The sequence below is a fragment of the Acinetobacter sp. YH1901141 genome (assembly GCF_013416935.1).
Lineage (GTDB): Bacteria > Pseudomonadota > Gammaproteobacteria > Pseudomonadales > Moraxellaceae > Acinetobacter > Acinetobacter towneri.
The window spans coordinates 95029-107933 of the sequence record NZ_VPEY01000001.1 but is presented as its reverse complement, the minus strand read 5'-3'; the positions used below and the strand labels follow the sequence as shown (position 1 = coordinate 107933).

Here is a 12905-nt window from a genome sequence, read left to right as displayed (position 1 = left end):
CAAGTTTAAAGTAACGGTTTAATTCAGCGCCTTGGCGCCGGTGTGGGAATGGACAAACACATAATTTTTGAAGACGGACATATCCGCGCTATTTTCATGAAAGGCTCATCTCAGGAGCTGATTTTTTCTTTTGGCGATTTAATTACACGGGCCAAAGGAACGTCTATTAATGCCGAAAAATCACTGGAAAAGTTTCATTTTAATGTGATTGGGGTCATGCCTAAGGAAAAATCATGGTTTCCTGAAGCTTCTATGCGTGCCATGTTGGCAGCCATTCAAGACCTGATTGCTCCGTTTAAAATTCGCGTGGGCTATGGCGGCTCAATGGGTGGCTATGCGGCAATTAAATATTCCAATTTGCTGGATTTAAACCGCATTGTGGCTTTGGTGCCGCAATATTCAATTGACCCTGAAGATATTCATGACCCACGCTATAACATGTTTTATCATGCAGACTTAAATGCCAATATGCGCATTCAAGCGCAAGATGTATCGGCACAGCGTGAATATATTGTGGTCTATGACCAATATTATGCTGAAGATCGTGGGCATTATTTAAAAATTCAGCCTTTAATTCCGCATTTACATACCTTACATTTGCCATTTACAGGGCATGATGCAATTGCGATTTTAGCCAACTCTGAATTACTGAATGACTTTTTAACCCATCCTTTTGATGCGCCGTTCTTTTACCAAAAAATTCGCAAGGTGAAAAAAAACAGCAAGTTTTACTATCGTAAAGTGATTGAAAATGTCTTGCCGAACCATCGCTGGTCTTTAGGTCGTATTTTAAAATACAATAACTTACAGCTAGACAGTAACTTTTTTGATGCCAAGTTGAAACAAAACCTGATTCGCTCCTTGCTTAGCAATAAACAGGTCGATCAGCACGATTTAAACAAACTTGGCTTACAAATTCAGTTACCGTATGAAAATCGTAATGTCTTGCTCGACCATTTTGGTCATGGTTTGGTGTTTAACATCATCAGCCAAAAAATTGAGAGCTATGCCGCACATGCAATTGCCTTAAACCATAAATTCCTGATTCCGATTTATGCAAAGGGCAGTGGTTTGGTGCAAATTTATCTGAATGATGAACGCTATTTAATTAGTATGAATGATCGTCATGTCATGAAACTATGCAAGGAACAAGATGCACTTGCTGCAGGCATGCACCCATTAATATTGAAAAAATATAGCGACTATTTTGTGTTGAGCTATAAAGATTTGAACCTGAGCAGTGATGAGTTTGGCGGCAACGACTTTGTGGAAGATTTGCCAGATACTGCCAAATTTACCCTAGAACTGGAACAGTAAGCTGCAAAGTTTTATCCATGATTTAGATGGTCTAAATTTTAGACACTTGTATTGTTTTGCCATTGGGCTAAGATGATCTTAAAACATGGTTTTGTTGATCATTCCAAGGGTAGTATGTATGACCAAGTTGTTGATGCCTGCTGTGCTTGTTTTGCTGTCCAGTTTCATTTTATCTGCGACTTTATTTGTAGATGCGCCTGAGCCGAAGGCTTATCTATTTTTCGCTTTAGGTTTGTTGGTATTGTTGGGATTAGGCGCTTATGTATTCCGACAAGTTCAAAAATCGATACGCTATCACATGAATAAGCCTGCAGATTAAATGCAGGCTTATTTATTTGCGCTGAGTTATTTTTGTGCTTTTCAAGCAAACCAATAAAATAAATCAAAAAAATTATAGCTTGATCACTTTAATTTCTTCTTCAGCCTCTGCATTTGGTGCAGCCTGAGTCTGTGCTTCTTGAGTAGGTGCTGTGTTGGTGGCTGCTGGGGCTACATGCTGTGAAGGCGCGCTTAATGGTGCTTGATAGATAGGCACGGCATGATCACTTTGTCCTGTAATCACTTCTTTGGTTTCCTGAATTTTAGTATTTACATTGTTGGCAAGTTGCTGCCCAGTATGTTTGGCTTGAGCCGCACCCTGACTGCCCAATTGTTTGGCGTTGTCTAAAGCTTGATGTGCCGATGGGCGAATTTTTTCAATACCTTTTTCGGTTACTTCACCGACTTTTTGTGCTGCCTGAATCACACCTTCCTGAGTTTTATATGCCCAAACATGTAAGAGGTTTGGATTGTCTGCATAAGGCTGAATTGGTTTATTACTTTGAGTTTGTGCAGCACTACTTTGTGCCCACACCGAAGCACTACTGAACAATAGTCCAATACAAATGCTGATATTGATCTTTTTCATTGTGCTGTGCCTCTTAGGATGCCGAATACTGGTCGTTGAAAGGTTTTGAATGGAATGTACTGCATTGTATAAAGCCTAGATGATCTGCAGTGTTTATTTTTCGCAAGTATGATGTGTTTTTAGGTGAAATTTACAGTGTTTGAGACTTTAAAGTGCTTGAAACTATGGCAGAGTTTCAGACTTAAAGAAGAAGACCCACATAAAATTGTGGGTCTTGTTACTCTGGAGAGTTGTTAAAGCAGGGCAGCAATGGCTACACTGCTTTTATCATCTTAGTTTGAAATATCAAGCGATGCTGTATTTATATTGAAAGTCCAACAATCTTGCTACATCAAGATACATTCAAAGCTGTTTTTAGCTTAGTTGCATTGTGCAAGCGCATCTTTATGAAAATGGTTGCGTAAGGTGATGAAGTTCTTTTGCACAGTTGCATCATGCAAGTCAAAGTGAGTTGCTATGCTAGTCCCATCTTGTGCAAATGTTGCAGAACCAGCTGAAATTAATGCATTGCCTTTAAATGCCCATTGTTCAATAGAACGACCTGCTTGCAGTGTGCCTGTAAATTCGATCACGCATTTATCAATAAATTTTGTGAGTTTGGCGCTGTTATTGACAGTGTCTGGGTAAACTTCAATATTTTTCACTTCTTGTAAAACACCTGCAGTAAGCTGCGGAATAACAGGTGCAGAAGTACACGCACTAAGAGAAAGGCAAGTTAAACCCGATAAAATGAGTGTTTTAAGTTTCATAAGCTCGTTTTCTTGTTGAGTGTTGTTAGGTTGAGTATAGGGAATTGATATGAAAATGACTATAGAGGAATAAATATGATTAACAGATTGAAGGTAATTGAAGTGTAGATTAATATAAAGATGCTCTTTAGCTTTGGGACTTAACAGTCTAGTCGGGTGTTTAGCCAGACTCTAACTTATTGATGAAACACATTGGAGAACAAAAGTTTCAATTCTTCGCTCATGTGATTCGCAAACAATTGAAACTTTTGCTCTAAAGTAAAGAGCGTCAAGCTCAGTGAAGGATACTTCCTGAGCTTTTTAATTAGGGAAAAATTATGTCAAAAGTTGATGTTATTGAATATTTAATGTCTCAGCAAATTCATAATTTTGATTCTAAAATGGATTTTTTCAAATTTTTCGATGAAGCTCCAAAGAAATATAAAAGATATGAAATTCCTAAAAGGACTTCAGGTACACGTACTATTGCTCAACCTATTCGTGAATTAAAAGATTATCAAAGAGCTTTGATTGATCTTTTTCAGGAAAATTTTCCTATTCATGCTTCAAGTATGGCATATGTCAAAGGGAAAGACATAAAGAAAAATGCTGAAGTACATTCTCAAAATATTTATTTTTTGAGAATGGATTTTACTGACTTTTTTAATTCGATTACCCCAAAAATTTTTTGGAATGCTTGTGAAAGAGCAGGTATAGAATTCGATTGGCTAGAAAAAGAAATAATAGAAAAAACAATTTTTTGGAAACCTAGTAAATATTCAAATAATTTGGTTCTAAGTATTGGTGCACCAAGTTCACCTTTTATATCTAATTTCATAATGTATTCATTTGATAATGAAATTGCTAAATACTGTCAGGAACGAAAGATTAGTTATACTCGTTATGCGGATGATCTCACGTTTTCAACTAAGTTACCTAATGTACTATTGGATTTAACTAGGGTGATAGGAAATACCTTAATTGGTTTTTTTGGTAACGCTATAAAAATTAATCATTTAAAAACAGCTTTTTCATCTAAAAAGCATAATCGTCATGTTACGGGTATTACTATTACTAACAAAGATGAGCTTTCAATAGGTAGAGCTAAGAAGCGCTATATTAAGCATTTAGTGCATAATTTTATTGAAGAAAAAATATCTCCTGATGATTTAAACTACTTAAGAGGTTATCTTGGGTTTATTAAATATGTTGAGCCTAAGTTTTTGGCATCTCTTGAGAAGAAATATACTCAGAACGTAATTCAAAAAATTCTATTAGGAAGTTGATATGAGTGCTCGTCATTTATTAAATAATGCGCAAAATGGAAATTTTGAAGCTGCAGTCCAAGTATTTTTAAATTATCGAGATGGTGCATTAGACTTTGAAAAAAGCGAGGAGCAGGCACAGATAGCTTTCGAAAATATAATAAAAATTCTAAATGCTGATCTTTTTTTATCTACACTAACTTTGTCGAATTTCAGAAAAATTCTAGAGTTAGAACTTAATCTTCATAAAAATCTAACAGTATTAATAGGTGAAAATGGAGTTGGTAAAACAAGTTTATTAGAGTCGATTCGTAAAAATTTGATGTGGATTGCTGCTACGGCCCGTAAAGAAAATACCAATGGTGGGACTATTGATCCAGATGAGGTGAATAATTTAAATAAAATTCAAGGAGCTTATATAGATTGTGAGTTTCAAATAGGTGATTCTTATAAGTTTAAAGGACGAGTGGCTCGTGCACCAGAAGGGGTAAATAGTGATTTAAAAAGCGACTTATCAAAATATCGTGAAATAGGAAGAAACTTACGAATTTTAAATGAATATAAAAGCATCAACCTGCCACTTTTTGCTATATACGGTATTGATCGATTATCTAATGACGGAAGACAAGAAAAAACTTCTGATTCGCATAAGATAGATGGTTATGATGGTTCTTTGCGCTCTAAATCTTCATTCAATATATTCATTGATTGGTTAATTAAACTATTGAAAATTGCGAATACTGTTTTTGATAGTTCTGACAAGATAAAAATTCAAACACAAGTTGATACTTTATTACAAACAGGTGCAGATAATAAAGATCATCCTTTATATGAGTTATATGAAAATTTAATATCAGTCCTTAATACGTATCCTGACGCTCAAGTTAAAAACCAGTCTCAAAAAGCGATTACGTTTTTGGAAGAATTATTTAGGAAAATATATCCTGATTTAAGCCATATTGAATTAGTTAATACTGATGATGGAAAAGATAAAGTTGCTTTAAATTTAAAACATGAAGTTATCTTTTTACATCAATTTTCTGATGGGCAAAGAGTTTTATTTGGGCTAGTTGGTGATATAGCTCGAAGATTATTGTTGCTGAATGATAACTTAGATCAACCATTTAATGGTCGAGGTATTGTTCTTATTGATGAAATTGAATTGCATCTACATCCAAGTTGGCAGCAAAAAATTATTCTTATTTTACGTGAATCATTTCCATGCATTCAATTTATTGTAACAACTCATAGTCCTCATGTATTATCAACTGTTGATAAAAACCAGATTAGAATTGTTAAAAATAATGAAATTGAACAAGTAATATTGCAAACGAAAGGTGTGGCTAGTTCAGATGTGCTTGAGCAAATAATGGGTACTCATTCAATTCCTCAAGTTGTTGATGAGGCTCAATGGGTGGATAATTATTTGAATTTTATTAACAATAAGGCAGCTGAATCTTCTGAAGCAAACATTTTATTTGAAAAACTAATAAATCATTTTGGGGAAAATCATCCTGTAATTTCAAATCTCAGGACTCAAATAAAAATTGCTTCTATACGGAATAGATTAAGTAAAGGAGATAATGGTTGAAAAAACTTAGTCGTTCTTTCGAGCCTATTTGCCTAAAGACATTAAAGAGTTCTAGCCCCACTGTGTGGAATTTATCGGAATTAGATAAAGAAATGATTTGGAAATCACTTAATATAATGCAGAGTAACTTTTGTGCATACTGTGAGGGAAAATTAATAGAGAAAGAGTGTCATATTGAGCATTTGATACCTCAAAATATATTAAAAACTATACGTGGTAGAAGTATATATGAGTGGGATAATTTATTTGGCTCGTGTGATAATTCTGAGCACTGCGGAAGATATAAAGATCATATTGTTAAGGATTATGACTCAAAAAATTTAATTAAACCTGATTTAGATGATGGATCAAACTATTTGAGTTTTTTACAGAGTGGAAGTGTGGTTGCTCAGAATAACTTAAATAATAGTTATGAAACTAAAGCTAGAGAAACCATTAGAATTCTAAATTTAGATTGTTCTCGTTTAAAAAATCTAAGGGCAAAAAAAATTGGTGAGTTTCAAATGCAATATCTTAATCTAGAGGAAATTAAAGAATCCATGGATTTAAGAAATAAAGAAGATCAAGCCTTCTATGAAGCGGAAATGAAAGATTTTATAGAGAGTATTACCAATGCTGAATATTATACGGCTGTAAGGCAAAATACGATTGGTTAAAAACCCGCTTTAAAGCGGGTTTTTCAATCAGAACTTAGTGTTGAAGTACTGAAATATCCGCAACACGCGTAAACAAATCACGTAACTGCGTGAGTAAACGTAAGCGGTTGGCTTTTAACTCTGCATCATCAGCCATCACCATGACACTGTCAAAGAAGGCATCAATAGGCGCACGCAATGCAGCCAATTGAGAGAGTGCGGTGGTGTAGTCTTTTGCTGCCAATAATGGCTCCACCACAGGTGTGATTTTCGCAAGTTCCGCGAATAATGCTTTTTCTGCATCTTCCACCAAGTTAGCTTCAATGACGCTTCCTTCAGGTGCGGTTTCTTTGGCTAAAATGTTGGCAACACGCTTGTTTGCAGCAGCCAATGCAGCCGCTTCAGGCAAGGCACGGAAGTGATTTACCGCATTCACACGTTTATCAAAATCTAGTGGAGATTTTGGTGATAAAGCTTGAACGGCTTGAATCACATCTACTGCAACGCCTTGGTCTTCGTATTTCGCACGGTAACGACCTTCAAGGAATGCAACAGCATCTGCCAAAGTCTTGTCGTGATCTTTTAATACATCGCCATAAGCAGCCAAGGCTAGCTTGATCAGGTCTTCGATAGATACATCAAGTTCATTTTCAGTCACTAGACGCAGGATACCAATGGCAGAACGACGTAGCGCAAATGGGTCTTTAGAACCTGTAGGTGCCTGACCAATACCGAAAATACCAGTTAAAGTATCTAGACGATCCGCAAGGGCAATCGTTGTACCCGTTTTGGTTTTAGGCAGAACGTCACCCGCGAATTTAGGTAAATATTGCTCACCTAAAGATTCAGCCACTTCATCATTTTCACCTTCAAGACGTGCGTAGTAAGTACCCGCGATGCCTTGAAGTTCTGGGAATTCACCTACTAACTCAGAAGTTAAGTCGCATTTTGCAAGCAGGGCAGCTTTTTCAGCATCTTCAGCTTTTGCACCCGTAATCGGAGCAAGTGCGACAGCCAGTTTAGCAATACGTTCAGACTTGTTCCACAAAGTACCCAGTTGTGCCTGGAATACCATGTTGGCCAGTTTCTCTTTACGAGAAGCTAATGGCTGTTTCTGGTCTTGCAGGAAGAAGAACTCAGCATCTGACAGACGTGGACGAACCACTTTCTCATTACCTTCAATAATTTGAGTCGGATCTTTAGACTCAATGTTTGAAACGGTAATGAAGTAAGGCTGTAATTTGTTTTCAGCATTCACCAGACAGAAATACTTCTGGTTATCCTGCATGGTAGTGATCAGGGCTTCTTGAGGAACGGCAAGGAAGCGTTCTTCAAAGCTGGCACGTAAAGCTACCGGCCATTCAACCAGTGCAGTGACTTCGTCACGTAGATCGCTAGGCACAATTGCAATCGCATTCACTTCATCCGCTAATGCTTTTACTTGCTGATCAATGATCGCTTGACGCTCTTCAAACGACGCCACAACGTAAGCAGCTTTTAACTTCGCGAGATATTCATCGGCATGCGTTAAAGTGATAGCTTCAGGTGCATGGAAACGATGTCCATAAGTGACATTAGCTGCCTGATGGTCTTGAATCGTTGCTTCAATTACTTGATGATCTTTAAGTAAAACGACCCATTTTACTGGGCGCACAAATTCAGTACGGCTTGCAGCAGAACGCATACGTTTTGCAATTGGCAGGTTGTCCAATGCTGTTTGTAAAATGTGTGGCAATAACGCATCAAGGCTTTGACCTTTCACGTCTTTTAAGTAGCACACTTTTTCAACTTTACCTGCTTGGAATGTAGAGACTTGATCTACCGTAATACCTTGACCCCGCATAAAGCCTTCAAGGGCTTTGGTTGGTTTGCCTTCAGCATCATAGGCGGCTTGAACAGCAGGACCATCAAAACGTTTTTGGGTGTCTGCTTGCGCACCATCTACATTGACAATTTTAAGTGCCAAGCGACGTGGCGCTGCATAGGCTTCAATTGCATCAAAAGCCAAGCCTGCATCTTTTAGACCTTTTTCAGTTTCTGCAAGTAAGGCATCGCGTAAGGTTTTTAAGCTTTTCGGTGGGAGTTCTTCGCAACCGAGTTCAAATAAAACTGTATGTTTAGACATTATTTGCTTTCCTCAGTATTTTGCGCTTTGGCTTCCGCTTCAACTTGTGCTTTTAACTGCGCCAAGACTTCATCACGTAAATGTGGTTCAGCCATTGGGAAACCTAGTTTTGCTCGTGCAGCCACATAACTTTGTGCAATAGAACGTGCCAAAGTACGGACACGTAAAATATAACGCTGACGCTCAGTCACAGAAATTGCACCACGCGCATCGAGCAAGTTAAAGCAGTGAGATGCTTTAATCACTTGCTCATAAGCAGGTAACGGTAATTCTGCTGCAATTAAACGGCTTGCTTCTACTTCATAGAAGTCAAACAGTTCAAACATTTTATCAACAGGCGCATATTCAAAGTTATAGGTCGATTGTTCAACTTCATTTTGATGAAACACATCACCATAAGTGACTGTACCAAACTGTCCTTTAGTCCAAACTAAGTCGTAAACTGAGTCTACACCTTGCAGGTACATTGCCAAACGCTCAAGACCATAAGTGATTTCGCCTGTTACAGGGTAGCATTCAACTCCACCCACTTGCTGGAAGTAAGTGAATTGCGTCACTTCCATACCGTTTAACCATACTTCCCAACCTAGGCCCCACGCGCCAAGTGTTGGAGATTCCCAGTTATCTTCCACAAAGCGAATGTCATGCACCAATGGGTCAATTCCAATCGCTTTTAAAGAATCTAAATACAACTGTTGAATGTTGTCTGGGTTTGGTTTCAGCACCACCTGAAATTGATAGTAGTGTTGTAAGCGGTTCGGGTTTTCGCCATAACGACCATCTTTAGGACGACGAGATGGTTGTACATACGCCGCATTCCATGTTTCTGGACCTAAAGCACGTAGGAAAGTGGCAGTGTGGAATGTCCCTGCACCCATTTCCATATCGTAAGGTTGTAAAACGACGCAGCCCTGCTCCGCCCAGTAGTTTTGTAAGGCAAGAATTAAGCCTTGAAAGGTATCAATATGCGATATGGCGCGACTCATGGTCATCCACTTAAAATTAGAGAAAAATTGTGCTCAATTATAAGGATTTTGCGGGGTGCTGGCAAAGGTTAAAGCACAACTAGCGGTTGGTTGTTTGGGGTTTTACAAATTCACTGATAAATGAAAGATATAAAACAAATACATCTTACTGAATGATTGCCTTATAATCTTGTCCAATTGTCACCACTGGATTGCCTGCCCGTGTTTCATTCACAACTTGATTGGCTGAATACGCTGAAACCCAATTTTAAAGTATTGCCGTTAAAAGAACGCCTACTTTGTGGTTTGGGCGCATTATTGGGTTTGGCATTATCTTCCCTGATCAGTTGGTGGGTGTTGGGCGATATTAACGCATGGTATATCGCGCCAATGGGTGCATCTTCGGTATTGTTGTTTGCTGTGCCTGCCAGTCCTTTGGCGCAGCCGTGGAATATTGTAGTTGGGAACAGTATTGCAGCAATTATGGGCGTGAGCTGTGCTTTATATATTCCAAATTTAACCGAAGCCTTTAGTGTGGCTGTGGCTTTATCTATTTTCTTGATGATGACCACCGATTCGCTGCATCCACCGAGTGGAGCAGTGGCCATTACCGCAGTGCTTGGCGGAGATGCCGTGCGTGAGCTGGGTTATCACTTCATCTTTTATCCTGTGCTGCTTAATTCAGTTTTGCTGATGGTGATTGCAATTGTATTTAACCGCATGATTGGCAAGCCTTATCCTCAAACGCCACAGTTGAATCAACGTACCCAAGACCCAACGCCTACTCAAAAAGCCACTATTCAGCCGCAAGATATTCAAGATGTTTTAGATGCACAAACCCAGTTGCTAGATATTAGTGAATACGACTTACAAAAAATCATTTTAGAAGCGCAACACAAAGCCAGTGAACGACAAACTCAAGCACTGACTTGTGCCGATATTATGAGTAAAGATGTGGTCAGTTTGCAGCAAGATGAGGATATTCACAGTGCTTTAGAAAAATTCAAACACATGAATTTAATGAGTTTACCTGTCATTGATACAGAGCAACATTTGGTGGGAACTTTGGCATTGTATGAAGTGGTGGAATGGTTTAAACACGCAACAGATTTACCTTATAGCTGGAAACATCAAGTAAAACATATCATGTTGCGCCAAGTGGTCACGGTGCAACCGCAACAAAGTATTCAAGACCTTGTACCGTACTTTGTCGAGCGTTCTTTTAACTACATTCCTGTGCTAGAGCAGCAGCGTTTGGTGGGGATTATTAGCCGTGCCGATATGATTGCCGTCTTAAATCAACAGCTTGCTGTAAAGACCAATTGATTGACTTGTATTGTCGATGCGTATTCAACACGACTCAATCCTGAAATGCTGTGACTTTTAAAATATATTGCAGGTAGAAAGGCAAAAAAAAGCTACGATGCTTGGGGGAGCAATCGTAGCGAAAAAGAAAAAAACTGTGTAAATAAGGGATATCTAAGAGTGAATCAGCGAACGATTAAAACCTATAAATCTTACATGTGGTCAGTCTTTAAAATTTCAATACCGTTTATCGGTCTTGATCAGAATTGACCGTGCGTACAGGTCTTGTGTAGCCCTGAGTATAGTTTGCTGTATTCAACTGGTTTTGTTTAGGGATCACCAACCACAACACCAAATACACCAAAATGCCTGGAAAGGCAGCACTCATCACGGAAACAATCACAAAAATTAAGCGCAGTAAATTTGCGTTCCAACCAAAACGTTCAGCAATACCACCCATAACCCCAGCAATCATATTTGAGCGGTTTGAGCGATATAAACCAACATTGGCCATCTAATTCTCCTTGAGAGATCTAAAATTCAAAATAAATACAGGCTGAGGTTTAGGTTTACAGCACATCATCTGTCTATAGAATAAAAATGGTGATGCACTTGGGTTTTTTAAAGGGCGGTGGCAAAGCAATTAGTAAAGTTATGTAACTTTTGGTGTTGCTTAAACCAGCATCCACCTAAAATATCGTAAAGAAGCAATGGGCAGAGTAAGCGCTTGACCACAAAGGATTGAGGAAAAGCATGGCTTACATTGAGCTGCCTATTCGGTGGTTTGAATAGGACTGAATATTCAGTCTAGTCATTCTATATGAGGGATAGTGTGTCGGCTGAATCAAATATTTGCGCAGTTTCTATATGGAGTGCAGTGGCATTGCTTGGATGCGATGATTCACAACTTGAGCATGCTGCAGTGCAAAAATATACAGAACAGGCAGAAACCAAAAGACTGACTGAAGTGGCAGGGCAGGCGATCGCACCCATGCAAATGGCTGCAACGGAACATCATATTCCAGAGAATCTTCTGACTTATGTGGGGCGCTATACCGTTCAGATTAGCTGTGAAGATAAGTTTGTTATGTGCGAAAGTGGAAAAGTCGATTATATTCTGACCTTATTGCCTGATGGGACAGCGCATCGTATTTTTGTCAATGCGGGGCAAATCAGTTACGACAATAAAAAAAAATACCGCAAAGATTTATGGTTCTATGATGAAGACGCGCATCAAATTGTGGTGGCACGCGCCTCTGGGGTGAACTTTTACTATAATGTTGATCAAGACCATAATTTAATTATGGATAAAAACAAAATTGCGATTGCAACAGAAAATAATCGTGAATACTTTAAAAGCAATCCCTTACCTTCGCAAAACTATCATTTAATCAGAGCAAGTTAATTATTCGCTCATTCAATTCTTAGCCCATTCGTGAAAAACTTTTGGGCTTTTGTTTTTTTACATCAAGTTTTTATTTGGGATGTGTAAAGTATGATTTATCAATGATGGCACATCGTCTACAACTGAATTGAGCAAGGTGTAGTGGATAAAAGTGTTAGTCAAACAGGGCAGAATACGGGAATTCTATAGTAAATTACGAAACTGCACGATCCACAGAACAGTGCTGTGATGACTGGTAATTTAAAGATTTTTTAGAAGGAATGGTGGGTCGTCCGCGATTCGAACGCGGGACCAACGGATTAAAAGTCCGCTGCTCTACCGACTGAGCTAACGACCCAGAGGAGTAAAAATGACGATGATCATTTTTAAAGTATCAACCTTGAAGAAGATGGTGGGTCGTCCGCGATTCGAACGCGGGACCAACGGATTAAAAGTCCGCTGCTCTACCGACTGAGCTAACGACCCATCTAAGGTTGATCAAGGAAATGGTGGGTCGTCCGCGATTCGAACGCGGGACCAACGGATTAAAAGTCCGCTGCTCTACCGACTGAGCTAACGACCCTGAACCAGCAATCAAGCAGGCTTGATTGTGAAGTGCAAGAAAAACCAGAGGGTTTTAAGCACCACTTCGTTTGATGGAGCGTATTGTAGCAAGATATGAA

12 protein-coding genes and 3 tRNA genes are annotated in these 12905 nt (G+C 38.7%); 7 read left to right on the top strand and 8 right to left on the bottom strand.

Annotated elements, in window-relative coordinates; all coding sequences use genetic code 11:
• Window positions 1–48 precede the first annotated feature (48 nt).
• Window positions 49–1317: a hypothetical protein gene (locus FTV52_RS00525; RefSeq protein WP_131261080.1), complete on the top strand. Its 1269-nt coding sequence runs from the start codon at window positions 49–51 to the stop codon at window positions 1315–1317.
• Window positions 1318–1435: 118 nt separating this feature from the next.
• On the top strand, window positions 1436–1636 hold the full coding sequence (locus tag FTV52_RS00520) for a hypothetical protein (protein WP_104852993.1): 201 nt from the start codon (window positions 1436–1438) through the stop codon (window positions 1634–1636).
• Window positions 1637–1708: 72 nt separating this feature from the next.
• Here FTV52_RS00520 and FTV52_RS00515 read toward each other — a convergent pair whose 3' ends face one another.
• Both FTV52_RS00515 and FTV52_RS00510 read right to left on the bottom strand, forming a co-directional pair.
• Window positions 1709–2224: a hypothetical protein gene (locus FTV52_RS00515; RefSeq protein WP_178318636.1), complete on the bottom strand. Its 516-nt coding sequence runs from the start codon at window positions 2222–2224 to the stop codon at window positions 1709–1711.
• Window positions 2225–2583: 359 nt separating this feature from the next.
• Entirely contained in the window at window positions 2584–2973 is a 390-nt protein-coding gene (locus FTV52_RS00510; protein ID WP_004976007.1) for a hypothetical protein, read from the bottom strand.
• Between the two features lie 317 nt (window positions 2974–3290).
• Between FTV52_RS00510 and FTV52_RS00505 the strand changes: the two genes are divergently transcribed.
• The 3 genes from FTV52_RS00505 to ptuB are packed head-to-tail and all read left to right on the top strand — an operon-like array spanning window position 3291 to window position 6464.
• Complete coding sequence (locus FTV52_RS00505; protein WP_179989482.1) at window positions 3291–4238, top strand: retron St85 family RNA-directed DNA polymerase; 948 nt, start codon at window positions 3291–3293, stop codon at window positions 4236–4238.
• Between the two features lies 1 nt (window position 4239).
• Window positions 4240–5808 (top strand): AAA family ATPase, encoded by a 1569-nt coding sequence (locus tag FTV52_RS00500; protein ID WP_179989480.1) that lies wholly within the window; start codon window positions 4240–4242, stop codon window positions 5806–5808.
• On the top strand, window positions 5805–6464 hold the full coding sequence (gene ptuB / locus FTV52_RS00495; RefSeq protein ID WP_179989478.1) for a retron Ec78 anti-phage system effector HNH endonuclease PtuB: 660 nt from the start codon (window positions 5805–5807) through the stop codon (window positions 6462–6464). Before FTV52_RS00500 ends, ptuB begins: the two co-directional genes overlap by 4 nt.
• 34 nt (window positions 6465–6498) lie before the next feature.
• Here the strand turns inward: ptuB and glyS are convergent, their stop codons facing one another.
• Together glyS and glyQ are read right to left on the bottom strand one after the other, a co-directional pair.
• Window positions 6499–8568, bottom strand: coding sequence for a glycine--tRNA ligase subunit beta (glyS, locus tag FTV52_RS00490; RefSeq protein ID WP_179989476.1), 2070 nt, complete (start codon window positions 8566–8568; stop codon window positions 6499–6501).
• Window positions 8568–9554: a glycine--tRNA ligase subunit alpha gene (gene glyQ, locus FTV52_RS00485; RefSeq protein WP_019836027.1), complete on the bottom strand. Its 987-nt coding sequence runs from the start codon at window positions 9552–9554 to the stop codon at window positions 8568–8570. Before glyQ ends, glyS begins: the two co-directional genes overlap by 1 nt.
• A 201-nt stretch (window positions 9555–9755) precedes the next feature.
• Between glyQ and FTV52_RS00480 the strand changes: the two genes are divergently transcribed.
• Complete coding sequence (locus tag FTV52_RS00480; protein ID WP_179989474.1) at window positions 9756–10859, top strand: HPP family protein; 1104 nt, start codon at window positions 9756–9758, stop codon at window positions 10857–10859.
• Window positions 10860–11085: 226 nt separating this feature from the next.
• Here the strand turns inward: FTV52_RS00480 and FTV52_RS00475 are convergent, their stop codons facing one another.
• A complete protein-coding gene (locus FTV52_RS00475; protein ID WP_096901311.1) occupies window positions 11086–11352 on the bottom strand; it encodes a PspC domain-containing protein in 267 nt (88 codons plus the stop codon).
• Window positions 11353–11715: 363 nt separating this feature from the next.
• Here FTV52_RS00475 and FTV52_RS00470 point away from each other — a divergent pair, with 363 nt between their 5' ends.
• Entirely contained in the window at window positions 11716–12243 is a 528-nt protein-coding gene (locus FTV52_RS00470; RefSeq protein WP_368856237.1) for a hypothetical protein, read from the top strand.
• Window positions 12244–12504: 261 nt separating this feature from the next.
• Here the strand turns inward: FTV52_RS00470 and FTV52_RS00465 are convergent.
• From FTV52_RS00465 to FTV52_RS00455, 3 genes are all read right to left on the bottom strand, one after another.
• Window positions 12505–12580, bottom strand: a tRNA-Lys gene (locus FTV52_RS00465).
• A 52-nt stretch (window positions 12581–12632) separates the two neighbouring features.
• Window positions 12633–12708 (bottom strand) — tRNA-Lys (locus FTV52_RS00460).
• A 21-nt stretch (window positions 12709–12729) separates the two neighbouring features.
• Window positions 12730–12805, bottom strand: a tRNA-Lys gene (locus tag FTV52_RS00455).
• Between the last annotated feature and the right edge of the window lie 100 nt (window positions 12806–12905).

Coding starts and splice junctions, on each gene's coding strand:
- FTV52_RS00520 (WP_104852993.1), top strand. CDS start 1,436: ATGACCAAGTTGTTGATGCCTGCTGTGCTTGTTTTGCTGTCCAGTTTC.
- glyS (WP_179989476.1), bottom strand. CDS start 8,568: ATGTCTAAACATACAGTTTTATTTGAACTCGGTTGCGAAGAACTCCCA.
- FTV52_RS00525 (WP_131261080.1), top strand. CDS start 49: ATGGACAAACACATAATTTTTGAAGACGGACATATCCGCGCTATTTTC.
- FTV52_RS00475 (WP_096901311.1), bottom strand. CDS start 11,352: ATGGCCAATGTTGGTTTATATCGCTCAAACCGCTCAAATATGATTGCT.
- FTV52_RS00510 (WP_004976007.1), bottom strand. CDS start 2,973: ATGAAACTTAAAACACTCATTTTATCGGGTTTAACTTGCCTTTCTCTT.
- FTV52_RS00515 (WP_178318636.1), bottom strand. CDS start 2,224: ATGAAAAAGATCAATATCAGCATTTGTATTGGACTATTGTTCAGTAGT.
- glyQ (WP_019836027.1), bottom strand. CDS start 9,554: ATGAGTCGCGCCATATCGCATATTGATACCTTTCAAGGCTTAATTCTT.
- FTV52_RS00500 (WP_179989480.1), top strand. CDS start 4,240: ATGAGTGCTCGTCATTTATTAAATAATGCGCAAAATGGAAATTTTGAA.
- FTV52_RS00505 (WP_179989482.1), top strand. CDS start 3,291: ATGTCAAAAGTTGATGTTATTGAATATTTAATGTCTCAGCAAATTCAT.